The organism is Streptomyces sannanensis (assembly GCF_039536205.1).
GTDB classification, from domain to species: domain Bacteria; phylum Actinomycetota; class Actinomycetes; order Streptomycetales; family Streptomycetaceae; genus Streptomyces; species Streptomyces sannanensis.
In genome coordinates, this window is sequence record NZ_BAAAYL010000001.1 from 1,964,714 (window position 1) to 1,987,458 (window position 22,745).

The following is a 22,745-nucleotide window of genomic DNA, read 5'->3' on the forward strand; positions in this document are numbered from 1 at the left end:
TCGGCGACATCGACATCGACGAGACGGCACGGATCCTGACGGACCGAATCCGGAGGTCGGTCGGCGCAGAGCCGACGTGAAGGCGGGCCAGGCGGTGCGGGAGATCCGACGGTGCCGGAGTACTGCCGCTGCACCACCGTGCGCGGCGGCCAGGACCAGAGGCAGTCACCCGGGCTGTCGGAATCCGGCATGTCAGGAACCTGACACTACCGAAGACATGACATGCACAGATCGACAATGGCACACTCTCGATCGGCCGCACGGGGCGAGGCGTTCCCCACAGGGATCTCGCACCGCTGCGGTCATGTCCTCCTCACCGCACCACCAGCTCTCCTCGGACAGTGCCCCTGTCCGGGCTGTCACCGGCCGCAACCCTGGTCGTCACAGAAGGAGTTCCGCGTGAGAACGACCCCCCGCAAGGCTGTTGCCACGAGCGCGCTCATGGCGGGCGCCGCGATGATCGCCGTTGCGCTCCCCACGTCCGCCACCGCCGGCACCCAGGCCGACGCGCCCCAGGCGCAGGTCCGGGCCGGCGCGCTGCAGGTCCGGCTCAGCCCGAGTGAGCGCGCCACGCTGCTCGCCGACGCGCAGGCCACCGTTGCCACCACCGCCAGGACCCTGGGCCTGGGCGGCCAGGAGCAGCTGCTGGTGAAGTCCGTCCTGAAGGACGCCGACGGCACGGTGCACACCCGCTACGAGCGGACCTTTGCGGGCCTGCCGGTCCTCGGCGGCGACCTCGTCGTCCACGCAGCGGCGAACGGTGCCGTCAAGGGCGTCAGCAAGGCGACCAAGGCGACGGTGAAGGTCGCCTCGACCACCGCTGTGAAGAGCGCCGACTCGGCGAAGACCTTCGCGCTCGACCGCGCCAAGGCCAAGGGCACCACCGCCCCGAAGGCCGGCACCGTCCGCAAGGTCGTCTGGGCCGCCTCCGGCAAGCCCGTACTTGCCTGGGAGTCCGTGATCGGCGGCGTACAGCACGACGGCACCCCGTCCGAGCTGCACGTCATCACCGACGCCACCACCGGTGCCAAGCTGTTCGAGTACCAGGGCATCGAGACCGGCACCGGCACCGGCCAGTACAACGGCCAGGTCACCCTCGGCACCACGCTGTCGGGCTCGGCCTACGAGATGACCGACGGCACCCGCGGCGGCCACAAGACGTACGACCTGAACGGCGGCACGTCCGGCACTGGCACGCTGTTCACCGACGCGGACGACGTCTGGGGCAACGGCCTGCCGAGCAACCGTCAGACCGCCGGTGTCGACGCCGCGTTCGGCGCCCAGGCCACGTGGGACTACTACAAGGACGTCCACGCACGCAACGGCATCAAGAACGACGGCGTCGGCGCCTACTCCCGCGTGCACTACGGCAACGCCTACGTCAACGCCTTCTGGTCCGACTCCTGCTTCTGCATGACCTACGGCGACGGCTCGGCCAACGCCAAGCCGCTGACCTCCCTCGACGTGGCCGCGCACGAGATGACCCACGGCGTCACCTCCAACACCGCCGGCCTGATCTACAGCGGCGAGTCCGGCGGCCTCAACGAGGCGACCTCGGACATCATGGCCGCGGCCGTCGAGTTCCACGTGAACTCCGGGACCGACCCGGGTGACTACCTGGTCGGCGAGAAGATCGACATCAACGGCAACGGCACCCCGCTGCGCTACATGGACAAGCCCAGCAAGGACGGCGCGTCCAAGGACGCCTGGTACTCCGGCATCGGCAGCATCGACGTCCACTACTCCTCCGGCCCGGCCAACCACTGGTTCTACCTGGCCTCCGAGGGCAGCGGCGCCAAGGTCGTCAACGGCGTGAGCTACAACAGCCCGACCTCCGACGGCCTGCCCGTCACTGCGATCGGCCGCGACGCCGCCGCGAAGATCTGGTACCGCGCGCTGTCGACCTACATGACCTCCTCCACCAACTACGCCGCCGCCCGCACCGCCACCCTGCAGGCGGCCGCCGACCTGTACGGGCTCGGCAGCGACACCTACAACAACACCGCCAACGCCTGGGCCGCCATCAACGTCGGCAGCCGCATCGTCCAGGGCGTGACGGTCACCGATCCCGGCCTCCAGACCACGCTGGTCAACAAGTCCGCGAGCCTGCAGATCCAGGCCACCAGCACCAACCCGGGCGCGCTGACCTACACGGCCACCGGCCTGCCGGCCGGCCTGTCGCTCAACGCCTCCACCGGCCTGATCTCCGGCACCCCCACCACGCTGGGCACCAGCACGGTCACGGTCACGGTCACGGACTCGACCAACGCCTCCTCCACCGCGACGTTCACCTGGAACGTCGTCAGCGTGATCAAGACCTTCGAGAACACCACCGACGTCGCCATCCCGGACGGGGGCGCCGCGGCCTTCTCGGACGTCAACGTCACCGGGATCGCCGGCAAGGCACCGCGTGCCCTCAAGGTCGACGTGGACATCAAGCACACCTGGCGCGGTGACCTGGTCATCGACCTGGTGGCCCCTGACGGCACGCTGTACCGCCTGAAGGATTCCAACATCAACGACTCGGCCGACGACGTGCTCGCCACCTACACCGTGAACGCCTCCAAGAAGACCGCCAACGGCACCTGGAAGCTCAAGGTCCAGGACGTGTTCCGCGGCGACAGCGGCTTCATCAACAGCTGGAAGCTGACCTTCTGACCTCAGTAGCAGCACACTGAGGCGGCGGGACCCCTCCCGCCCGGGCCCGGCCGGATATGACCGGCCGGGCCCGAACGCTGCTCCGGGCTCCGGGCCGCGAGACCCGGGACGAATTGCAGATCCACCTGGTTCCTGTGCTGCCGGGCGGTGGAGTGCGGCTGTTCGGAGTGCGGCTGTTCAAGGGAACGGGCGACCGTACACGCGAGTTCGAGACCACCAGGGTCATCGGCCTCCCCGGGCTCGCCCACCTCCGGATACGCCCCGTCAAGTGACGACCGGCGGCCCGGTGCGGGCCGCCGGTCGCCCGACTCAGTGGGCGTCGCGGATGAGAGAACGCACCAGTCGGCACGTGGTGTTGGACGGCGAGTGGATCCCGATCCGGGCGGCGGTGGCGCGTATCCGCCGGTTACGAGCCTGCTCGGCGCGGTAGACACCCGTGTCGAGCAGCGCGATGGCCAGACGCATGGCCTTCAGGCTGCGATTGTGGGACTCGTACCATTCGCGCGGCTGCCCGGCAGGCAGCCGCTTCTTCTTCAGCGGCTTCGTCGTGACTGCGGCTACGGCCATCAGCGACCTCCAGGCTCGGTGAAAGGACCTCCTCGCGGACCCTCACGAACTACCTCCATTTTACTGGCCACCACTGACAAAAGGCCCTGGCCAGACCCGGTTTACGGGCCTCCGGGGTACCGTGGGCCGCATGGAGATCTGGATCAATCCGGCGTGCTCGAAGTGCCGCAGCGCGCTCACCCTGCTCGACGCCGAGGGCGCCGACTACACCGTCCGCCGCTACTTGGAGGAGGTGCCCAGTACGGACGAGATCCGTGCGGTCCTGGACCGGCTCGGACTCGAGCCCTGGGACATCACCCGCACCGGGGAGGCGATCGCGAAGGAGCTCGACCTGAAGAGCTGGCCGCGCGACGAGGAGTCCCGGGACCGCTGGATCGCGGCGTTGTCCGAGCACCCGAAGCTGATCCAGCGGCCGATCATCACGGCCGACGACGGCACGGCGGTGGTGGCCCGTACGGAAGAGGCGGTCAGGGACGCCCTGTCCCGATGAGGAACTCCGCGATACGCACGTTCGGTTCGGCGGGCCCGTGGAGCGGAAGCGTGTGATGCGTGGCGCCGGGGAGCGTCACGCACTCGGCGTCCGGGAGCAGTTCGGCGGCCCGCGCCGCGACCTTCCGGACGTCGTGCGCCCTGCTCCGCCCGGCGAGCAGGATCAGCGTGGGCGGTTCGAGCGCGCGCAGTGCGTCGGCGGTCGGCCGTGGCCCGGTCACCGGGCGGGCCGCGGGGAAGTCCGTGGCCCGCTCCTGGTGCAGGGGCAGCCGGACCCTTCCGTCTTCCCCCGTTCCGCCTGGCCGGCGCCTCGGCCCGCCGGGCACTGACCATACGCCCCGGCGCTGGACGCCCTGTGCCGGGCACCGCCGGAGGCGTGAGCCGTTACGTGCCGTCGGTCCAGTACCGCTGCAGCCGGGCCACCGCCTCTTCCTTGGTCAGCGCGGCGACCTCCTCCTCGGCAAGGCCGACCCGATGGATCAGCAGGTGGACCAGATCCGCCGGTAGCGATTCCTTCGGTACGGGAGGAGCGCCCCGGTCCGGGAGCCGGTCGTCGAGCACACACTCCCAGAACTCGTCCTCGGTGATGTCGAGTTGGTCGCGCAGGATGTGGCGCCACATGGCTTGGCCGTAGACCGTGCGGTCGACCGGATGTGAGATACGGGTACGCAAAATCCGCCCGTCGTGCAGCGTCAGCTCGTAAGTGACGTGATGGGTCCCGGTGCGCCCGCGTGCGTCTCGCACCCGTTTCCACGCCTCGACGACGCAGAACCGATCATGGCGCTCGCGGTCCGGTTGCGGTCGGCTCATCACGCTGCCCCCACCAACCAGTCGGCCAGCTGCTGGTCGTTGCTCAGGGCGATCAGCTGCACCAAGCCCCAGTTGCCCTGATGGTTGGGGGCCATCCGCAGCCGGTCCTGCCAGTCGTCTGCATACTCGCGCAGAGCATCGACCATCTCCCCTATGGCTTCGTCGAAGGATGCCCCATCGGCGGCCACCGGGAGCCCGGGGATGAACACCGACCAGCCGCCGGCTTCCGCCACGACCTCGGCCTTGGACGGGCAGACCAGCGACAGGTGGTGGCGCAGTCGCTCGACATCCACGACGGCAGCGCACTCGGCGTCTCGCCGCACGGTGGCAACCCGTCCTTCACTGGCTGCGTCGAGAAGGTCCTTCAGGTGCGCACGCGCCTCGGTGTAGCTCTCGTAATGCACTGCGGACATGGGACAGGCCTCCTCGGCATTCCAGACATACAGACTGACTCAGCGCAAGCAAGTACGTCAAGTACGCCACGTACGTATCCGGCATGCGCTATCAACGTCGCCCCCCGATATCCGGTGGCGGGCCCCCCGCAGCCCGGTGTTACGTTTCCCCCGCCGGCCGCGGGACTCCGGTGCGACTTCCGGGACCCGCCTTTGAAGCAGTGTTTTCGCTGTTCGCGCCCTCATTCCCCGGCCGGCATCCGCACACCTACCGGGGGATCTCATGGCGGAGACCTGTGCCGACCTCATTGCGGCCGAGGACGTCCTGCTCTTTGTCAACGCCGCCGTCACCGCCACCGGCCAGCGGGAGTTCCGCTCGCAGGGGTACGAGCAGCAGCTCTCCCTCGACTTCCTGCACGAGTACGTCCGGGTCAACTACCGCCGGGTCTACGCCGCTGTGCTCGCGCTCGACATCAACGACCACAACGCCGCCCTGATCGTCCGGCGCCTCCTGGAGACCGCCGCCGAGGCGGAACCGGAGCAGAAGCGCATCGAGGGGCGGCTGATCGCGGCCCGGCTGGCGGTGCTGCCGCCGCAGCGCGTGTACCGGCTGTTCCGCACCCTGCGCGAGGCGAAGGTCAACAACCGCCGCACCCGCGCCATCATGCGCGACTGGCTCGCGGCCCGCCCGCACCCGGGCATGGACGCGGTGAAGTACCGCCGCGGGCTGAAGACCGCCGCACGGCACATTCATCTCCCGTACGGAGGGGCGGAGATCGGGGACTTCCTGTTCCGCCCCGGCCGCCGCGCCCGCTACGAGCACGAGCTGCTGGACACCTACCGCCGCGCGCGGTATGAGCAGGCCGCGCTCTACGAGCTGCCGTTCACCGTCGCCGAGGGCTTCGCCGCCAAGCACGGCATCCCACGCGGCGCGTTCCTGGAGCGGATCGCCCCGCGCATGACCCGGCTGGAGCGGCTGCGTACCCAGCGCACCGTCCCCGGGGCCGATCTGACCGTCATGCCGCTGACCCGGCTGGCGCTGTACGTGCTGTCACTGGACATCGACGAGCGGGTGCGCCGCCGCGCCGAGCTGACGGGTGCGCTGCGGGCCGCCGCGCACCGGGCGGCCGGGCCGCACGCCGGGTCGTGGGGGCGGGTCGCGGCGGTGCTGGACGACAGCTACTCGTCGTCCGGCTCGAGCGAGAAGCGGCGCCGTCCACTGGCCGTCGCGCTCGCCTGCCACTTCCTACTGGAGGCGCTCGCGGAGTCGTATGTACCGCTGTGGACGTCGGGGGGCACGGATCCGCTGCTGGTGCGCCCGTACGGGCCGACGCCGCTCGGCCTGCGGATCGTCGACGCCCTGGAACACGCCCCGGAGCGGCTGGTGATCGTGTCGGACGGCTGGGACAACGCGCCGCCGGGCCTGGCGGGGGAGGTTCTGCGGGTGTGGCGTACCCGGCTCGACCGGGACCGGCGCACCAGTGTCGTGCATATGAACCCGGTGTACGACGCGGACGGTTTCGATGTGCGCCGGCTGGCGCCGGGCGTGCCGACGGCCGGTGTCCGTGACGCGGAGGATCTGCCGGCGCTGGTGGAGGTCGCGCAGTTCGCGGAGGGCCGTACGGGCCTGGCCGGGCTGCATGCCTACCTGGACCGCCGGGTGGACCGTTTCCTCGGGGAGGGGCGATGACCAGGCTGGACATGACGGGGCTGTCGGCCCGGCCGGCCCAGGTGTGGGGCGGCATCCGGCTGGTCCCGCTGGTGCGCGAGGAACCACTGGAGGGGCTGCGGCTGCGCCATGAGGTGTACGGCCAGGGGTACGCGGCCGTCGACGCGGGGGCCGCGACGTATGTCTCGTACATTCCGCACGGTTTCGTCGCCGACTGGTCGGGCGACGGTACACAGTCCGCGTCCTACGGCACCCAGCTGAGCGGCATGTACGCGGAGGGCGGCCCGCCCGCGTGCGTTCCGCTGCGCTTCCACCACCGGATGGCGAAACGCGGGCGCGGCGAGAGGCTTCTCCGGTTCCTTCCTCTGCATCTCGCCCTGGAGGGCTATCTGGCGCTGCACTTCGGCGGCCCGACGGTGGCCTGGGACGAGTGGTCGCAGCAGGCGGTACGGAGGGGCCTGTCACCGCGCGCCGAGGCCGCCTACCGGGGCGCCGAGGTGCCCGGGCTCGCGGACGCGCTGCGGATCTTCGAGATCCATCCGGGCCAGTGCGGTGTGCTGGTGTACGCGGCGGACGCGCTTGCCGCCGCCTTCGTGGTCCCGCATCCGGACGACTACCGCGCCCTCCACGCCAGTCTGCTGGAGGACCTGTACGGCGAGCTGGTGCACCAGTACGCCCTCTACACCCGCCCGGTGCCGGAGTTCGAGGCTCGCATCACCGGCTCGGCGTATGTGCGTACCCTCGCGGATCTGCGGGCGGCGGCGCAGGAGCAGCTTCGGGCGTGGAGCGAGGCGCACGACACGGTGTTCGCGGGCGGGCTGCTGGACGCCTCGTACTCCTTCGAGCGCGTGTATCGCATGGGTTCAAATGATTTGTGGCGATTTCTTCCGCCGTTCACGCGCGGCGGACAGGAGCAGCACATCGGCGAGACGATCACCGACCACAAGGGGCGGGTGGCGTATCTCAAGACGTTCCGGCTGTCCGAGAGCCAGATCCGGCGCGGTCATCTGCTGCGAAGGCTCACACAGAACGACTGGCAACTCACGCGTACGGCCGAGGCGTTGGGGACGACAGTGGAGGAGCTTGCCCGGCGCATCCGCGCCGCAGGCTTCGAATCATTGCTCAAGCCGGACGTCGGGCATGCGAAACAAAGGAAGCCCATGTAACACGGGGTTCACAAACGGGCAACGGCCGGGAAATCACAGATTGCGAAGCTCTGGCCCAGACAGCGCCGCACCGCTGCCTCCCGCTACGCCCCGAAGGATGGCTTTCCGTGACGTTCAAGGCCGAGTACATCTGGATCGACGGCACCGAGCCGACGGCCAAGCTCCGCTCCAAGACGAAGGTCCTGGCGGACGGAGCCGAGCTGCCGCTCTGGGGCTTCGACGGTTCCAGCACCAACCAGGCCAAGGGTCGCGCCTCCGACCTCGTGCTCAAGCCGGTCTACACCTGCCCGGACCCGATCCGCGGCGGTGACAGCGTCCTGGTTCTGTGCGAGGTCCTCAACACGGACATGACCCCGCACGAGTCCAACACCCGTGCGCAGCTGGCGGAGGTCACGGAGCGGTTCGCCGCGCAGGAGCCGATCTTCGGCATCGAGCAGGAGTACACCTTCTTCGACGGCCAGCGCCCGCTCGGCTTCCCGCAGGGCGGCTTCCCCGCCCCGCAGGGCGGCTACTACTGCGGTGTCGGCGCCGACGAGATCTTCGGCCGCGACATCGTCGAGATGCACCTCGACCACTGCCTCGCCGCCGGCCTGGAGATCTCCGGCATCAACGCCGAGGTCATGCCGGGTCAGTGGGAGTTCCAGGTCGGCCCGGTGGACCCGCTGAAGGTCTCGGACCAGATGTGGATCGCCCGCTGGCTGCTCTACCGCACCGCCGAGGACTTCGACGTCTCCGCGACGCTCGACCCGAAGCCGGTGAAGGGCGACTGGAACGGCGCCGGCGCGCACACCAACTTCTCCACCAAGGCGATGCGCGAGGGTTACGACGCGATCATCACCGCCTGCGAGTCGCTGGGCGAGGGCTCCAAGCCGATGGACCACGTCAAGAACTACGGCGCCGGCATCGACGACCGCCTGACCGGTATGCACGAGACCGCCCCGTGGAACGAGTACAGCTACGGCGTCTCCGACCGCGGTGCCTCGGTCCGTATCCCGTGGCAGGTCGAGCGGGACGGCAAGGGCTACATCGAGGACCGCCGCCCGAACGCGAACGTCGACCCGTACGTGGTGACCCGCCTGCTGGTGGACACCTGCTGCGCCGCGCTGGAGAAGGCCGGCCAGGTCTGATCCTCCCCGCACCCGTAGAGGGGGCGTCCGCCGGACCGGCGGACGCCCCCTTCATGTCATGCTGTCCGGATCCGGTCCGCAGAACGGCGGGCCGACCGCGCCACCGGGCGGCACGGACCACCCGCACCGGGTGCACACCCATGACCATCTGGTCACCACGGTGTGGGGGTACGGCCATGTCGGCGACAGGACCGTGGACGGCCCTGTCGCCCGGCTGCGCCGCAAGCTGGGCGCCGACCCGGCACACGACCCAGACCGTGCGCCGGGTCGGCTACAAGTGCGCGCCCCGACGGGCAGGACCGGGCACCGGGGCTCGAAGCCCCGGCCTCTCGATCTCAGACCGCCCGCGAGCGGGCGCGGGCGCGGGCCATGAACCCCAGCAGCAGGTCCACGGCCAGGAACACCAGCAGGCTGATGCCCAGCATCGGGACGAACCAGCCGGCCAGCGCGGTGACCACGGCGAGCGGCAGAAGGACCGGCAGCGGAACCTTCCGCCAGGCGCCCCGCGGCATCGGCCGGCCGAAGCTCAGTGTGCGGTCCTTGGTCGGCCTGCGGTGCCACCACATCCGGTAGCTCCAGACGATGAGCAGGATCAGCGCGACGGCGAGCGCGGCCAGCGCGAGCTGGTTGAACATGCCGAGGAAGACGCCCATGTGTGCGTCGATGCCGATGCGCGTGAGCTTGGCGAGCAGGGGGTATTCGGCGAAGCGGAGTTCGTCGATGATCTTGCCGTCGGCCGGGTTCACGGCGACCGAGTCGAGGTGGACCGGGAACTGCTGGTCGGCCTCCGCGACGACATATCCCTCGCCCTCGGCCGGCAGGACGACCGAGACCGGGCCGTCGGTGTCGATACCGGCGGAACGAGCCGCGGCCACCGCCCGGTCGATGCCGATGTCGTGGCCCGCGTGGCCGTCATGGCCCCCGGCTGCCCCGCCGTGGTGACCCTCATGGCCGCCGCCGTCCGCTTCGGTGGAGGACGGCTCGACGGCAGCGGAGACCGACGGCGTCGCGCCCCCGAGCCGGTCCTGGACCATGCCGATGTTCTCGCCCGCGTACGTCGACCAGGTCAGGCCGGTCGCCGACAGCGCGACGAGTCCGGCGGCCGCCCACAGGCCGATGACTCCGTGCCGCGAGAGTGTCCGGCGGCGGCCGGTGGCGCCGCGCTCCGGCAGGGTCAGCGCACGCCTGGCGGACCGCTTGCGGCCGATCCAGAGCAGCACACCGCCGAGTGCGACCACCCAGAGCCAGCTGGCGGCCATTTCACTGTAGTTATGGCCGAAATCGCCGAGGTGCAGGTCGACGTGCAGCTCGCTGAGCCAGGCGCGCAGCGGGAGGGCGCCGGCGGAGTCGGTCAGTTCGCCGCGTACCTCTGCCGTGTACGGGTCGACGAAGACGGCGAGGGACTCCCCCTCGTCGACCTCCGGGCTCGACATCAGGACACGGGTGCTCGCGTCGTCCTCGGCCGAGGGCCGGACGGCGGTGACGGTTCCTTCGGGGTGGGCGTCGCGGGCGGCCCGGACCTGCTCGGAGAGCGGGACGGTCTTCTCTCCGACGGGAACAGTCAGCTCATGCCGGTAGACGATCTCCTCGGCCTGGTAGGAGAGCGCGTACAGCAGTCCGCTGAAGGCGGCGACGAGCAGCAGCGGGGCGATCAGGACGCCCGCGTAGAAGTGGATGCGCAGGACCAGCGGGCGCAGCGCGCTCCAGGTGGATCTGCCGGCCGGGGCCCCGGCTTCGGAGGCGAGGGCGGATCGCGCTTCGTCACCGGCTTCGGTGCCCCGCGGTGATGTGTCAATGGACATGCGTGTCCTCGGAGTCGGCGTTTGACATGGGGGGAAGCGGCCCCCGGATCAGACGTGCGCTCCAGGGACCGTGGCGCGGGGTGAGGACAGCGGGGGCGGCCCGCGCCAGGACACCGCATGGGCGAGGACGGCACTGTGCGGACGGACGGCCGGGATGCGCGGCTGCCGTGCATGACGCGGCAGTTCGGGAACGGGTACGAGCGCAAGGAGCAGCCGCAGGGGCGTGAAGGCAAGGGCACCCACCACATGGGCCAGCCGGAAGAAGGCCGCTTCGCCGCGCGCCAGCCACAGCGCGCAGACGAGCGCGGCTAGGAGGTGGACGGCGGCCATGGCAGCCGTACCGTGACCGGCCGAGGACACGGGCACGGACATGGCGTCATGACCCCTGACCATGTCGCCCATGTTCGGGCCACCCATACGAGGCCCGCTCATACGGCTGTCGGCCGCCTGCGCCGTACCGAAGAGCAGATGCAGTGCGCCCTGTACGGCGAGCAGCCCGCCCCCGATGGCCACGGTGCCGCGCCTGCGGCGCCCCGCACCCCAGGCGAGAACACCGGTCACCAGAAAGGCGACCGGCAACGACGATGCGGGGAGGTCATGCCCTGACATGAAAAAATGCCCCACGGCAGCACTGATGACGCACACCGCCGCGAACAGTGCGGCTCTCAGCACGCGCACAGGCGACCGGGCATCCGTCATGGTCCGCTTATCGTGCCACCGTCCCCGGCGGTGTAAACGGCACGGACCGACGATCATCCGGAGGTGGTGCCGGCTACACCCCCGGTACGGGTGCGGGGGCCAGTGATCCGGACCGCCGTTGCCCGGGAGACTGGGACAGCGTCCGACCAAGGCGGGCCGCCGAAAAGGGAGGGAACCCAATGATGACGAAGAAGGTGCGCGACGCCGTACTGGCCGCGGGGCGGGGGCTGGTTCTGACCGCGCTGTCCATGGCCGGGTCGGCTCTCCTCTTCTGCCTCACCTTGGTGTCCATCCAGCTCATCCCTCTCGGGGTGGGCGTCATCACCACCCCGTTCGCACTGAAGACGGTCCGCGCGCACGCCGAGCAGCGGTGCCGACTCGCCGAACGCTGGGCCGGCAAGCGGATCCCGGCCTCGTACGGTGTGCAGCCTGCCGTGCCACGCCGTACCGGGTTTCTCGGCCAGGCGGAGCTCTGCTTCGATCTGCTGAAGGACCCCGCGACATGGCGCGACCTGCGCTGGCTGGCGGCCGACATGAGCGCGGGCGCGGTCCTGGCGGTGCTGCCTGCCATACTCGTCGCCGACGGCCTCTTCGGTCTGCTGCTGGCCACCGGACTGTGGCGCCCGATCAGCGAGGCCGATCACGGCGACTTCTGGTACACGTTCATCCCGGTGACCAGCCAGGGCACCGCAAATCTGGCCGCGCTGCTCGGCTGTGTCTGGCTCGTCCTCGGCCTCTACGCGAACCGGCCGCTCATCGGCCTGCACTTCCGTCTCGCCGAAAGCCTGCTGCCCCCCGGCCGGGAGGCCGAGCTGCACCGGCGCATCGACCGGCTCACCGAGACCCGGCACGACGCGCTGGACACCTCCGCCGCCGAACTGCGCCGCATCGAGCGCGATCTGCACGACGGCGCGCAGGCCCGGCTGGTCGCCATGGGGATGAGCCTCTCCACCATCGAGGCCCTGATCGAACGCGACCCGGACCAGGCCAAGGAACTCCTGGCCCACGCCCGTCGCTCCTCCGCCGAGGCCCTCACCGAACTCCGCGACCTGGTGCGCGGCATCCACCCGCCCGTCCTGGCCGAGCGCGGACTGCCCGACGCGATACGGGCCCTGGCGCTGCGCCTGCCCATACGCACCGAGGTCGCGGTGGACCTCGTGGGCCGCGCCGACGCCCCGGTCGAGTCGGCCGCCTACTTCGCGGTCAGCGAGGCGCTGACGAACGCGGTGAAGCACTCGGGCGCGGACCGGATCTGGATCGACATCGCTCACCGCGACGGAATGCTGCGCATCTCCGTCACCGACGACGGCCGGGGCGGGGCGAAGATCGGTGCGGGGTCCGGCCTCACCGGGGTCGAACGCAGGCTCGGTACATTCGACGGCGTACTGGCCGTCAGCAGCCCCGCCGGCGGCCCGAGCCTGGTGACCATGGAGATCCCTTGCGTGTTGTCCTAGCCGAGGACCTCTTCCTGCTGCGCGACGGACTGGTGCGGCTGCTGGAGGCCTACGGCTTCGAGATCGCGGCCGCCGTCGAGACCGGCCCCGAGCTGAGCAAGGCCTTCGCCGAGCTGGACCCGGACGTGGCGGTCGTGGACGTCCGGCTCCCCCCGTCCCACACCGACGAGGGCCTCCAGTGCGCCCTCGCGGCCCGCCGCGCCCGCCCGGGGCTCCCGGTCCTGGTCCTCTCCCAGCACGTGGAACAGCTCTACGCCCGCGAACTCCTGGCGGACGGCAACGGCGGCGTCGGCTATCTCCTGAAGGACCGCGTCTTCGACGCCGACCAGTTCGTCGACGCGATCCGGAGGGTGGCGGCCGGCGGCACGGCGATGGACCCCCAGGTCATCTCCCAGCTCCTCTCCCGCCGCGCCCAGGACCAGCCCCTGTCCCGGCTGACCCCGCGCGAGCTGGAGGTCCTGGAACTGATGGCCCAGGGCCGCTCGAACAACGCCATAGCCGCCCAACTGACGGTGACGGAACGAGCGGTGTCCAAGCACACCTCGAACATCTTCATGAAGCTGCGCCTGCCGCCCTCCGACGACGACAACCGCCGCGTTCTGGCAGTTCTCGCCTATCTCGACCGGGACCGGTGAACGTCCCGGAAATTTTCGCCGGACTTCTGAACAATTCATGAGTCCCGGCCGTATGGAACGACACGCTTCTCCCCCACGAAGCAGAGGAGTTCCATGCAACGCTCACGCACATCACGAAAACGCTCGACAGCGGCGAGGAAAACGATCGCCTTCTCGGCCGCGCTGATCTTAGGTGGGGGCGGGCTGATCACAGCCAATATCTACGCCTCCGCGCATGAGAGTTGGCAGCCCGGACAGAATCAGAGCCAACACACCGGGCCCGGCCACGACGGTGGGGACCATGGCGGCAGCGATCACGACGACGGCAGCCACGACAACGGCAACCACGGCGGCAACCACGGCGACGACAGCCACAACGGCGGCGAGCCTGGCGGCGGCAGCCGGCCGGAGCCCCAGGGCAACGGGCCCGACCCCGCCGACTTCGTCGACATCACGTCCGTACAGCCGAACGTCGTACGAACCGGGAAGCGGCGCGGCGCCTCGACCGGAAGCTTCCGCTCCTTCTGCGGACGTAACGAGAGCGGCACATTCAATCCGGACAATGTCATTGTCGCGCCCGGTGTGAGCAACGGCGCTCACCATATGCACGACTACATCGGCAATCAGGCCAATGACGCCTTCGCGAGCGATGACGATCTGGCCCATGGCATGACCACGTGCCGGAACCAGGGCGACAAATCCACGTACTACTGGCCCGTCCTGCGTCTTAGGAACGGTCAGGACGAGGACGATGTGAACGCCGACGGCGGCGGAAAGGACGGAAACACCGGCCGGATCCAGACTCCCGCCCAGGTCACGCTGAAATTCGTCGGCAGTCCGGCCGGGAAGGTCGTCGCGATGCCGCGCTTTCTGCGGATCATCACCGGCAGCGCGAAGGCGTTCACGAACAACGGCGCCGACGCCAACGCGTCCTGGAGCTGCACCGGATTCGAGAACCGGCAGCTGAGGGACAAGTATCCGGTCTGCCCGCAGGGCAGCAAGGTCGTCCGTACGTTCCGGTTCCAGAGCTGCTGGGACGGCCGCAACACCGACAGCGCCAACCACCGCACCCATGTCGCCTTCGCGGACCCCTCCGGCCGCTGCCCCGCCGGCTTCCAGGCGATTCCGCAGCTGGTGCAGCGCATCGTCTACGACGTGTCGCCCGGGCCGGGGTTCGCCGTCGACTCCTTCCCCGAGCAGCTGCACAAGCCGGTCACCGATCACGGCGACTTCATCAACGTCTTCGACGAGCGGCTGATGACGAGACTGGTGAGCTGCATCAACACGGGCCGCAGCTGCCGCTGACGGCCGCCCCCTGCTCCCCGCCCTCTTACCCTGCGCGGTCAGCTCCCGTGGCGTTCGCGGTGGTGCGAGGTTCCCGTCTCCACCGTCCCCCCGAGCCGGCCGCGCAGCGCCGTGACCACCGTCCGGTCGCCCACCGCGACCCACGTGCCGCCCACCAGATACGCGCCGCCGTAGTCCTTCGCGCCGTTCAGCCACTCGCGCCGGCCGCGGTCGGTGGCGAAGGTCATCAGCACATAGCGGCCGCCGTCCGTGGCGCAGTCGGCCTGACGCAGCTCGGTCGCGTCCGTCTGGATGTCCGGCTCGCAGCCCGCCTTCGCCGCGAGCTGTTCCAGGGTGCCCGTGGCGGTGCGGGGGTGCCCCCCGTGGTCACCGCAGGCGGCGGCCAGAGCGAGGGTCAGTACCAGGGCGGAGGCGGCCGCGGCGGCTTGCTTGCGCATACGGGCCATCATGCCCGGCCCTCCCCCGCTCGCGCGGCTGAACGGGCCAAGCACGGCCGTTCACCGCTGCCGGCGCGCATGTCGGCTACCGTTCCCTGCCAAAACAGCACAAACCGAAGCGCAGGAGCCGCCTGTCATGACCGCGATCCCCGCCACCACCGTCGCCAATGTCCGCGACCTCGGCGGCACCGCCCTGCCCCGTGGCCGTTCCGTCCGCCCCGGGCTGGTCTTCCGCTCCGGCCGGCTCGACCGGCTCGACCCGGCGGCCGACCCCGCCTTCGCCGCCCTGGGACTGCGCACGATCATCGACCTCCGTACCGCCCCCGAACGTTCCGAGCACCCCGACCGGATCCCGGACGGCGTCCGCCTGATCGTCGCCGACGTCCTCGCCGACACCGTCACCTCCGGCGCCATGTCGGCCGCCGCCCGGCTCAAGCAGGTGCTCGCGGACCCGGCCGTCACCGAACAGCGGTTGGGCGGCGGCAAGGCGCAGGAGCTGTTCAAGGAGACGTACCGCTCGTTCGTCACCTCGGACTCGGCGCAGTCGGCCTACCGTGTCCTGCTCACCGAACTCGCCGAGCCGGACGCGGGGCCGCTGCTCGTCCACTGCACCGCGGGCAAGGACCGTACCGGCTGGGCGGTGGCGGTGCTGCTGACGCTGCTCGGTGCGGACAAGAAGACCATCGAGCGTGAATATCTGATCGTCAACGCGGCCGTGCGCCAGGCCTTCGCCCCGCTCGTCGAGGGTTTCATCGCCCAGGGCGGCGACCCGGAGACGGCACTCGCGGTCATCGGCGTCGTGCCCGAGTATCTGGCCGCGGGGCTGGCCGAGGTGGACACACGCTACGGCTCCATGGAGAAGTACGTACGCGAGGGCCTCGGCGTGCCCGACGCCGCGGTCGAACGCATCCGCACCCGCCTCGTCACCGACCCGGCCGCCGCGTGAGCCTGCCCGGCGTCTCCGAAACGGCGACCGAACACCTCAAGGAACGCCCACGCTGGTCCGCATCTCCCGCTGCCGCGGCGCCCGGCTGGTCGTGGACCTATAATCGACAGCTGATAAACGGCGCTCTGTCAGGCAGGATCAGATACTCTGATTCCATGAAGACTATGACAGCCACAGAGGTGTCAAGGAACTTCGCATCGGTCCTGGACCGCGCCGAACACGGCGAGACGATTGTGATCACCCGCGCAGGGCGAAGGCTCGCCATACTGAGCCCCGCCTCGGCCGGGAACGGCGCCGCCCTCAAGGACTTCCTCGCCCGCAACCGCCCCGACCCCGAGTTCGCCGAGGACGTCGAATCAGCCCGCGCCCTCCTGACGGACGAGGTGAGCACGGCGTGGCCCGACGCCTGATCCTGGACACCGGAATCCTCATCCGCGCCGAACGTGACGGCCTCGGCCTCGCCGAGCTCCTTCGAGGTGACGACGACGTGGCTCTGGCAGCGATCAGCGTCGCGGAGCTGCAGCTCGGGGTCGAGCTTGCCAACGACACCAACCGCCAGCGTCGCCAGGAATTCGTCGACGGCGTTCTCGCCCTGGTGCCCGTCGAGGAGTACAGCACCGAAACAGCCCGTGTGCACGCCCGCCTGCTCGCACACGTCCGCCAGGCGGGGAAACCCCGGGGCGCGCACGCCCTCGTCATCGCCGCGACGGCAGCAGCAACGGCACGACACATCGTCACAACGGATTCGAAGGCCGACTTCGACGGCCTCCCTGGGGTCCACACCCTCCACCGCTGATCTCCAGTGCCTCATCCGCGTGGGAGACCTGCCCGGCGCTTGCCGGCAGCGCGTATGGGAAGGGGGGATCGACCACCACGACGACCTGCTGACGGACGCCGAGCGGGACGACTCGATGCCGATCTGCGTCTCCCGCTGCCGAGGCGACCGCCTGGTCCTGGATCCGTGAGCGCTAAATACTGATCTGGGAGAAAATAGTAGCTGGCAAGTACTAATCTGGGAGAAACCAGTAGAGCTAGTAGTACCTCGCGCTCGAAAGGGGACCCAGTGAAGCGCCCCGCGCCCCCGCCGGACCCGGATCGGCTGATCCAGGACGCCTTCCGCTCCGACCCCACCGAGCTCGCGAAGATCCTCCAGATCCCCGGGGCCGGCCCGGCGGACCCGTACCTCCCCTGGGACAAGATTCGCCACAAGACACCACCCGAGGGACTCACGCACGAGGAGTGGTGGACGGGCATCAAGTTCACCCGCCGCCAGATGCAGCGGGTACTGCCGCTGACCGACACCCACGGCAAGCCGTTCACTTTCGCCCTGCCCGATGTCGTCCTCGCTGCACTGGAACAGGTCAGCAGGGACGCGAGCGGAAGGATCTCGGCAGAGGATCAGGTCACCAGCCAGGTCACCAACCAAGCGACTCGTGACCGCTACCTGATCAGCTCCCTCATCGAGGAGGCCATCAACTCGAGCCAGCTCGAGGGCGCGTCCACCACGAGGCGCGTCGCCAAGGAGATGCTCCGGGCAGGCCGTGCACCGCGCACCCGCGACGAGCGCATGATCTTCAACAATTTCCAGGCGATGCGGATGATCGGCGAGCTCAGGGACGAGCCGCTCACCCCCCAGCTCATCTGCGAGATCCACCGGATCGTCACGGACGGCACACTCGACAACCCTGCCTCGGCAGGAAGATTCCAGCTTCCGGGGGAGGAACGTATCGGGGTCTTCACGGACGACGGCCTGCTGCTGCACACCCCGCCGCCCGCGGCATCCCTGCCCGAACGCAGCGACCGACTGTGCCGGTTCGCCAACGGCCGACTCGGAGACGGGTACGTTCCGCCCGTCCTGCGCGCGATCACCCTCCACTTCATGATCGGCTACGATCACCCGTTCGAGGACGGCAACGGCCGTACCGCACGCGCCCTGTTCTACTGGTCGATGCTCAACCAGGGGTACTGGCTGACCGAGTTCGTAGCGGTCTCCCCGATCCTGAAGAACGCCCCCGTGAAGTACGCACACGGCTATCTACACACGGAGGACGACGAGAACGATCTCACGTACTTCCACCTGCACCAGCTCGATGTGCTGCAGCGCTCCATCGCACGGCTGCACGCCTATCTGGAACGCAAGACCAGGGAGATGCGCGATCTCCAGCGCAGGCTCTCCTCCGCCACCGCGTCCTTCAACCACCGCCAGACCGCCCTGCTGGAAGCCGCCCTGAAGAATCCGGACGCCGGATTCACGCTCCGCTCCCACATGTCCAGCCACGGCATCGTCTACGAGACGGCCCGCCAGGACCTGCTCGCACTGGAGGACCACGGGCTTCTCGTCAAGCACCGGTCCGGTCGGGCATTCGTCTGGACCCCGGCCCCCGACATCGACTCCCGGATTCACGACCTGGTCGAGCTTCAGTGAGCGCGGGCGCCCGGCTCGCTTCTTCGTGACCGGCCGTCCGGCAACGTGAAGACGTGCTGCGGGGTCACTGCCGGTGATGGCCTGGCCGACGAGGACGCTCGGCTCGGCGCCCTGGTAGGAGCACGCCCAGGGGTCGCCTTGCCCTCCGGCAGGTGGATAACCAGGAACTGGTAGCCCTTCGACGTAGAACTCCGCCGCTCACACCTCACCTCACAGTCCCCCGGATCGCTGCCGAGGCGACCGGCCGGCTCTCGACCTGCGACCGTCACGCGGCACAGGCCTCGGCCGGCCTGGGTCCGAGTTCGAACCACAGCAGCTTGCCGCCGCGGCCGAAGAGGTCGTCGCCCAGCGGGTAGCCGCCCCAGTTGTCGGCACACCGCTGCACGAGCAGCAGTCCACGACCGCCGTCGGAATCGTCCCCGCCCACGTCGGGCACACCCCGCAGAGCTCCGGGCGGCTTGTCGAACGGCGGCGGAATGACGGGGTTGGTGTCCCACACACTCACCCGCAGCCGGCTGCCGTCCATGTACCGCAAACGCAGCGTCGAGGGTCCTTCGGAGTAGCGGTACGCATTGGTGACCAGCTCACACGCCAACAGCTCGGCCGGGTCGAGAAGTTCACTCAGGCCGTGCCCGCCCAGCACGGCCCGAAGCGTCATCCGGGCCACACGCGGGGCGCGCGGATCGTGCGGAAGTTGGAGTAGGTACGACCAGGGTGCGTACGTGGATACGGTGTCCATGGAAGTCTCCTGCGAGGAGGTGGAGTTGGATCACTCGACAATCCGAGGCCGCGCGGTGGCAGTGCCGCAGCACGGCGTGCTGCGGTGCGCTTCCGACTTACCGACTGGGCCAGTTGAGCGGCCTGAGTCACACCGTAGCGGCACAATTGTAAGGTCTTCCATTGGAAGGCCATAAGCCATGACAATCCCACCCGTGTGGGTGACCCATGAAGAGAGCCCCGATGCCGGCCCGTATGTCCCTCACGCTGCGCCAGCAGCGCCTCGGCACCGAACTGCGCAAGCTCCGCGAACGCGCCGGACTCACGTCGACCGCCGCGGCGGACCTGCTCGGCGGCCCCCAGTCCCGGATCAGCAACATCGAAGCCGGCCGGTATGCCGTCAGCGCCGACCGCGTACGCACGCTTGCCCGTCATTACGCCTGCTCCGACGAGAGTTACATCAACGCACTCGCCTCCATGACGGGCTCACGTGCCCAAGGCTGGTGGGACGAGTACCAGGAACGCCTGGCCCCCGGACTGATCGACCTCGCCGAGCTGGAACACCACGCCACCGCGCTCCGAGTGGCAGTCGTCATCCACATGCCCGGCCTCTTGCAGACCACCGCCCACGCCCGTGCGGTGATGGCCGAGAGCATGCCGCCCCTGCGCCCGTACGAGATCGAACATCGCGTCTCGTACCGCATCAAACGCCAGGCTGTCCTCTACGAGAGCACTCCCACCCCCTACACCGCCATCGTCCACGAAGCAGCCCTGCGCATGGGCTTCGGCGGCCCCCAGGCGGCCCGCGAACAGCTGGACAGCCTGCTGGAAGCGAGCGAACACGAGAACATCATCATCCTGGTGATCCCCTTCGGCGAGGCCTCATTCCCGGCCTCGGGCCAGCCGATCACCTACGCCTCAGGGCCGGTCCCCCAACTCGACACCGTCGTCCTCGACACCGACCACGGCTGCGAGTTCCTCGACGCCGAAGCCCAACTGGCCCGCTACCGCTCCGTACTGGACCGGATGGAGGCCCGGGCACTCTCACCCGAGAAGTCCCGCGACCTCATCCACCGCATCGCCCACGACACCTGAGCCGAAGAGGGAGCACCCGTGCCCGACCTGCACTGGCGGAAATCCTCCTACAGCGCCGAAGCCGCCAACTGCGTCTGCGTCGCCATCGCCCCCGACGGGACTGTCCTCCTCGGCGACAGCAAGGCCCCCGGGACAACCGTCACAACCACGCGCCGTGCTCTGCACGACCTGATATCCGCCATCACGCCGGATCTCGCCGACCACAACTTTTGAGTTTGCAGCGGATCAATCTTTTTGCGTCCCCGTGTTGGCGCCGCCCACGACCTGACCGCCACACGTGAGCGCGGCACCATCGACGCACTCGTCGAAGCCAAGCATCTCGGCCGGAGAATGCATCAAAGTCGTACTCAACATGCCCAGCATCGCGGCTGTCCGAGACTCTAAGAACGGAAAGGACCAGCCATCCGGCTGTTTAACTGGATCTAGGTTCAGAGTTCTCCATCCCGAAATCCCCCACCTCGTCAAGGAGAATCCATCTCACCTCAAGAAACGTCGCAGCAGGCGCTTGGCCGGTTCATGATCATACTCTTCCGCGATCTCCATAGGGGTTTGCCCATTACGCGAAATCAACGCCGGATCAGCCCCATAGGCAAGGACGATCGCAGTGACCGCGGAATGCAGCCGGTATCCAGACTGCAGCGCTGAATCACCTTCGAGTTCGATGGCATGCGCGAGTAGCGTCATTCCAAAGCAAACTTCGTTTGGGTCAGTCCCGGCGTCAAGAAGTGCAGCAAGCTCCTCATAATCATTTCTTTCAACCGCCTGATGCGCTGGCGTCCAAGGCTCCACTCCCATTGCAACTCCCTCTCCCTACAGAAAGCCACCAATGGGGTGCCGCACCTGATCGGCACCCTACGGCATATCGACCTAGATGTTAGCCTAATTGCCGGACGTATAATTGATTCTAATTTTCGGGAATTTCTGCGCGAACTGCCCGATCACCGACGTACAGGAGAAACAAGCCTGTCGAGTTGAGTGCATTGTGAGACTTCCGCTAACATTCGACGGCCCACTAAGTTGGTTGGCGATATATGTAAGCATCTTGTACTCCGTGTCGTTGTCCCGCTCATTATTCCCAGTGGGAGTCGTCTTGTAGCGCGCAGGATTTCCGTCTATGCCAACGTCGGGGACGACACCCTTGCGGTTCCCCTGCGCCCCAATGACAGCGGCCAGGAACTGAGGAGGGCTATCTCCCACTCGCAGAACTCCCGCCAGACCGGCCCTGTTCTTGCTCCAGAGTTTAGTTGCGATCGCCTGGTCAACCCCGGCCCAGGCTTCCTGATTTCCTGCATATGTTTCTGCCCGGTTGATGAAGAGTCGCGACTGCAACCTATGAGAGAAGGCGAAGAAAATACTTGCCGCCCAGGTTCCACCGCCGGAAGAGAACGCCGAACCGGAAACTTCGCAAGCTGTCTCATCGTGGTGAAGTGTGCAGTTCGTGTAGTCGTCGAGGACCGTCATGTCCTTGTAGTCCTGGGCGACCCGCTGTCGGAACTCTTCGTCGCATCCGGAACTCACGGAGACGTTGCACAGGTTGCTTGTCTGCCCTGGCTTGTAACCCTCAAGCCACCAGTCGTCGTCGCTGCTGCTCGTGGTGCTGCCACTGCTGTTGGTGGGGGCGGTGCCGCCACCGCCGCCAGACCCACCCGCGGGTCTGTACGGTGAGCGCTACACAGACTCGCCCGCGGCTCACGGCACACGCCCGACGCCGGCACCTCCGCCTCGACCCCACCTGGCCCTGGACCGGCGCCTTCGTCCTGGCCTGGCAACGCCTCACCGGCCTGCCCGCCGTCACCTGACAAACGGACACCACCCCGACGAAGACCAGGAAGGAGAAGCACCGCACCTCCCGGGCCCGTGGAACCCGGCGCAGCCGCAGCGACACGCGAAGACCCCGCCCGACACTCGTCGGAACAAACCGGGTGAACCCATCACCTCACACAGCAACGATCATCGCTGAAGAATCGAGGTTGATGTCGCGGCTGTAGACCTCGTGTGCGGCAGCCGGTTCATGACTCGTCTCGCACGCCTCCTGGGCGGCGCGGGCGCGTTCGACCTTGGCCGTCTCGCGCATCTTGGTCTTGCGGAAGACAGTGAGCAACACGACGCGGCAGCCCGGGGCCAGCCAGTAGGTGATCCGCTGGGTGTTGCCGCCGAGGTCGAAGCGCAGTTCGCGGAGCTTGCCGCTGAGGTGGCGACGATCAGCCACCGAACCCAACTGGCGAATCGAGGTGAATGCTGCGAGATGTGCGAGTCCGGGGGCCTGACCCATGCGAGAAACAGTCATGGGTCCACCTCATGGCCAAGCGGAAGCGGAAGACCTTGGTCATCTGCTGACGCTGCCATGAAGACATCCATGCTGGGCGGCCCGCT

27 protein-coding genes and 2 pseudogenes are annotated in these 22,745 nt (G+C 68.6%); 18 read left to right on the forward strand and 11 right to left on the reverse strand.

Features of this window, described 5'->3' with window-relative positions; translation table 11 throughout:
- Positions 1-399 precede the first annotated feature (399 nt).
- Positions 400-2,658: a M4 family metallopeptidase gene (locus tag ABD858_RS09100; RefSeq protein ID WP_345035729.1), complete on the forward strand. Its 2,259-nt coding sequence runs from the start codon at positions 400-402 to the stop codon at positions 2,656-2,658.
- A gap of 113 nt (positions 2,659-2,771) precedes the next feature.
- Positions 2,772-2,930 (forward strand): hypothetical protein, encoded by a 159-nt coding sequence (locus tag ABD858_RS09105; protein WP_345035731.1) that lies wholly within the window; start codon positions 2,772-2,774, stop codon positions 2,928-2,930.
- A gap of 37 nt (positions 2,931-2,967) precedes the next feature.
- Here ABD858_RS09105 and ABD858_RS09110 read toward each other — a convergent pair whose 3' ends face one another.
- Positions 2,968-3,225, reverse strand: a complete 258-nt coding sequence (locus ABD858_RS09110; RefSeq protein WP_345035732.1) for a hypothetical protein — start codon at positions 3,223-3,225, stop codon at positions 2,968-2,970.
- Positions 3,226-3,355: 130 nt separating this feature from the next.
- Here ABD858_RS09110 and ABD858_RS09115 point away from each other — a divergent pair, with 130 nt between their 5' ends.
- Entirely contained in the window at positions 3,356-3,715 is a 360-nt protein-coding gene (locus tag ABD858_RS09115; RefSeq protein WP_345035733.1) for an ArsC/Spx/MgsR family protein, read from the forward strand.
- Here ABD858_RS09115 and ABD858_RS09120 read toward each other — a convergent pair.
- The 3 genes from ABD858_RS09120 to ABD858_RS09130 all read right to left on the reverse strand — a co-directional run bounded on the left by ABD858_RS09120 (position 3,693) and on the right by ABD858_RS09130 (position 4,937).
- Complete coding sequence (locus ABD858_RS09120) at positions 3,693-3,935, reverse strand: alpha/beta fold hydrolase (protein WP_345035734.1); 243 nt, start codon at positions 3,933-3,935, stop codon at positions 3,693-3,695. The two genes, ABD858_RS09115 and ABD858_RS09120, sit on opposite strands and share 23 nt — an antisense overlap.
- A 163-nt stretch (positions 3,936-4,098) precedes the next feature.
- Positions 4,099-4,524 (reverse strand): cytotoxic translational repressor of toxin-antitoxin stability system, encoded by a 426-nt coding sequence (locus ABD858_RS09125; RefSeq protein WP_345035735.1) that lies wholly within the window; start codon positions 4,522-4,524, stop codon positions 4,099-4,101.
- On the reverse strand, positions 4,524-4,937 hold the full coding sequence (locus ABD858_RS09130) for a prevent-host-death protein (protein WP_345035736.1): 414 nt from the start codon (positions 4,935-4,937) through the stop codon (positions 4,524-4,526). The genes ABD858_RS09125 and ABD858_RS09130 overlap by 1 nt, the downstream gene beginning before the upstream one ends.
- Positions 4,938-5,199: 262 nt before the next feature.
- On the opposite strand from ABD858_RS09130, the gene ABD858_RS09135 reads away from it, so the two are divergent.
- From ABD858_RS09135 to ABD858_RS09150, 4 genes and pseudogenes are all read left to right on the forward strand, one after another.
- Positions 5,200-6,606 (forward strand): hypothetical protein, encoded by a 1,407-nt coding sequence (locus ABD858_RS09135; protein WP_345035737.1) that lies wholly within the window; start codon positions 5,200-5,202, stop codon positions 6,604-6,606.
- A complete protein-coding gene (locus ABD858_RS09140; RefSeq protein ID WP_345035738.1) occupies positions 6,603-7,751 on the forward strand; it encodes an ARPP-2 domain-containing protein in 1,149 nt (382 codons plus the stop codon). The genes ABD858_RS09135 and ABD858_RS09140 overlap by 4 nt, the downstream gene beginning before the upstream one ends.
- Positions 7,752-7,858: 107 nt before the next feature.
- Complete coding sequence (gene glnII, locus ABD858_RS09145; protein WP_345035739.1) at positions 7,859-8,878, forward strand: glutamine synthetase; 1,020 nt, start codon at positions 7,859-7,861, stop codon at positions 8,876-8,878.
- A 118-nt stretch (positions 8,879-8,996) separates the two neighbouring features.
- Positions 8,997-9,165, forward strand: a pseudogene (locus ABD858_RS09150) (winged helix-turn-helix domain-containing protein); the annotation flags it as partial.
- Positions 9,166-9,213: 48 nt separating this feature from the next.
- Here ABD858_RS09150 and ABD858_RS09155 read toward each other — a convergent pair.
- Both ABD858_RS09155 and ABD858_RS09160 read right to left on the reverse strand, forming a co-directional pair.
- Positions 9,214-10,680 (reverse strand): PepSY-associated TM helix domain-containing protein, encoded by a 1,467-nt coding sequence (locus tag ABD858_RS09155; RefSeq protein WP_345035741.1) that lies wholly within the window; start codon positions 10,678-10,680, stop codon positions 9,214-9,216.
- 48 nt (positions 10,681-10,728) lie between these two features.
- Positions 10,729-11,289: a hypothetical protein gene (locus ABD858_RS09160; RefSeq protein WP_345035742.1), complete on the reverse strand. Its 561-nt coding sequence runs from the start codon at positions 11,287-11,289 to the stop codon at positions 10,729-10,731.
- A 269-nt stretch (positions 11,290-11,558) separates the two neighbouring features.
- Here ABD858_RS09160 and ABD858_RS09165 point away from each other — a divergent pair, with 269 nt between their 5' ends.
- The 3 genes from ABD858_RS09165 to ABD858_RS09175 all read left to right on the forward strand — a co-directional run bounded on the left by ABD858_RS09165 (position 11,559) and on the right by ABD858_RS09175 (position 14,752).
- Positions 11,559-12,833, forward strand: coding sequence for a sensor histidine kinase (locus ABD858_RS09165; RefSeq protein WP_345035744.1), 1,275 nt, complete (start codon positions 11,559-11,561; stop codon positions 12,831-12,833).
- Positions 12,818-13,468, forward strand: coding sequence for a response regulator transcription factor (locus ABD858_RS09170; protein ID WP_345035745.1), 651 nt, complete (start codon positions 12,818-12,820; stop codon positions 13,466-13,468). The genes ABD858_RS09165 and ABD858_RS09170 overlap by 16 nt, the downstream gene beginning before the upstream one ends.
- Before the next feature lie 93 nt (positions 13,469-13,561).
- Positions 13,562-14,752: a DUF1996 domain-containing protein gene (locus ABD858_RS09175; RefSeq protein ID WP_345035746.1), complete on the forward strand. Its 1,191-nt coding sequence runs from the start codon at positions 13,562-13,564 to the stop codon at positions 14,750-14,752.
- Positions 14,753-14,790: 38 nt separating this feature from the next.
- Here ABD858_RS09175 and ABD858_RS09180 read toward each other — a convergent pair whose 3' ends face one another.
- Positions 14,791-15,189, reverse strand: coding sequence for a hypothetical protein (locus tag ABD858_RS09180; RefSeq protein WP_345035747.1), 399 nt, complete (start codon positions 15,187-15,189; stop codon positions 14,791-14,793).
- Between the two features lie 136 nt (positions 15,190-15,325).
- Here ABD858_RS09180 and ABD858_RS09185 point away from each other — a divergent pair, with 136 nt between their 5' ends.
- The 5 genes and pseudogenes from ABD858_RS09185 (at position 15,326) to ABD858_RS09205 (ending at position 18,560) form a co-directional block, all read left to right on the forward strand.
- On the forward strand, positions 15,326-16,135 hold the full coding sequence (locus ABD858_RS09185) for a tyrosine-protein phosphatase (RefSeq protein ID WP_345035748.1): 810 nt from the start codon (positions 15,326-15,328) through the stop codon (positions 16,133-16,135).
- A gap of 155 nt (positions 16,136-16,290) precedes the next feature.
- Positions 16,291-16,545: a type II toxin-antitoxin system Phd/YefM family antitoxin gene (locus ABD858_RS09190; protein ID WP_345035749.1), complete on the forward strand. Its 255-nt coding sequence runs from the start codon at positions 16,291-16,293 to the stop codon at positions 16,543-16,545.
- Positions 16,530-16,931 (forward strand): PIN domain-containing protein, encoded by a 402-nt coding sequence (locus ABD858_RS09195; protein WP_345035751.1) that lies wholly within the window; start codon positions 16,530-16,532, stop codon positions 16,929-16,931. Before ABD858_RS09190 ends, ABD858_RS09195 begins: the two co-directional genes overlap by 16 nt.
- Positions 16,932-16,965: 34 nt before the next feature.
- Positions 16,966-17,100: pseudogene (locus tag ABD858_RS09200) on the forward strand (PDR/VanB family oxidoreductase); the annotation flags it as partial.
- A 98-nt stretch (positions 17,101-17,198) separates the two neighbouring features.
- On the forward strand, positions 17,199-18,560 hold the full coding sequence (locus ABD858_RS09205; protein WP_345035752.1) for a Fic family protein: 1,362 nt from the start codon (positions 17,199-17,201) through the stop codon (positions 18,558-18,560).
- Between the two features lie 265 nt (positions 18,561-18,825).
- On the opposite strand, the gene ABD858_RS09210 is transcribed toward ABD858_RS09205, so the two are convergent.
- On the reverse strand, positions 18,826-19,299 hold the full coding sequence (locus ABD858_RS09210; RefSeq protein ID WP_345035753.1) for an ATP-binding protein: 474 nt from the start codon (positions 19,297-19,299) through the stop codon (positions 18,826-18,828).
- A gap of 206 nt (positions 19,300-19,505) precedes the next feature.
- Here ABD858_RS09210 and ABD858_RS09215 point away from each other — a divergent pair, with 206 nt between their 5' ends.
- Together ABD858_RS09215 and ABD858_RS09220 are read left to right on the forward strand one after the other, a co-directional pair.
- Positions 19,506-20,372 carry a helix-turn-helix domain-containing protein gene (locus ABD858_RS09215; protein ID WP_425586176.1) on the forward strand — a complete coding sequence of 289 codons (867 nt, stop codon included), beginning with the start codon at positions 19,506-19,508 and terminating at the stop codon, positions 20,370-20,372.
- 18 nt (positions 20,373-20,390) lie between these two features.
- Entirely contained in the window at positions 20,391-20,585 is a 195-nt protein-coding gene (locus tag ABD858_RS09220) for a DUF397 domain-containing protein (protein WP_345035754.1), read from the forward strand.
- 264 nt (positions 20,586-20,849) lie between these two features.
- Here the strand turns inward: ABD858_RS09220 and ABD858_RS09225 are convergent, their stop codons facing one another.
- The gene (locus ABD858_RS09225) at positions 20,850-21,167 is read right to left on the reverse strand and encodes an ankyrin repeat domain-containing protein (RefSeq protein ID WP_345035755.1); all 318 of its coding nucleotides are present in this window, start codon (positions 21,165-21,167) and stop codon (positions 20,850-20,852) included.
- Between the two features lie 84 nt (positions 21,168-21,251).
- Positions 21,252-21,833 (reverse strand): deaminase domain-containing protein, encoded by a 582-nt coding sequence (locus ABD858_RS09230; protein ID WP_345035757.1) that lies wholly within the window; start codon positions 21,831-21,833, stop codon positions 21,252-21,254.
- 200 nt (positions 21,834-22,033) lie between these two features.
- On the opposite strand from ABD858_RS09230, the gene ABD858_RS09235 reads away from it, so the two are divergent.
- Entirely contained in the window at positions 22,034-22,171 is a 138-nt protein-coding gene (locus tag ABD858_RS09235; RefSeq protein ID WP_345035758.1) for a hypothetical protein, read from the forward strand.
- 137 nt (positions 22,172-22,308) lie between these two features.
- Here ABD858_RS09235 and ABD858_RS09240 read toward each other — a convergent pair whose 3' ends face one another.
- Positions 22,309-22,659, reverse strand: coding sequence for a type II toxin-antitoxin system RelE/ParE family toxin (locus tag ABD858_RS09240; protein ID WP_345035759.1), 351 nt, complete (start codon positions 22,657-22,659; stop codon positions 22,309-22,311).
- Positions 22,660-22,745 lie beyond the last annotated feature (86 nt).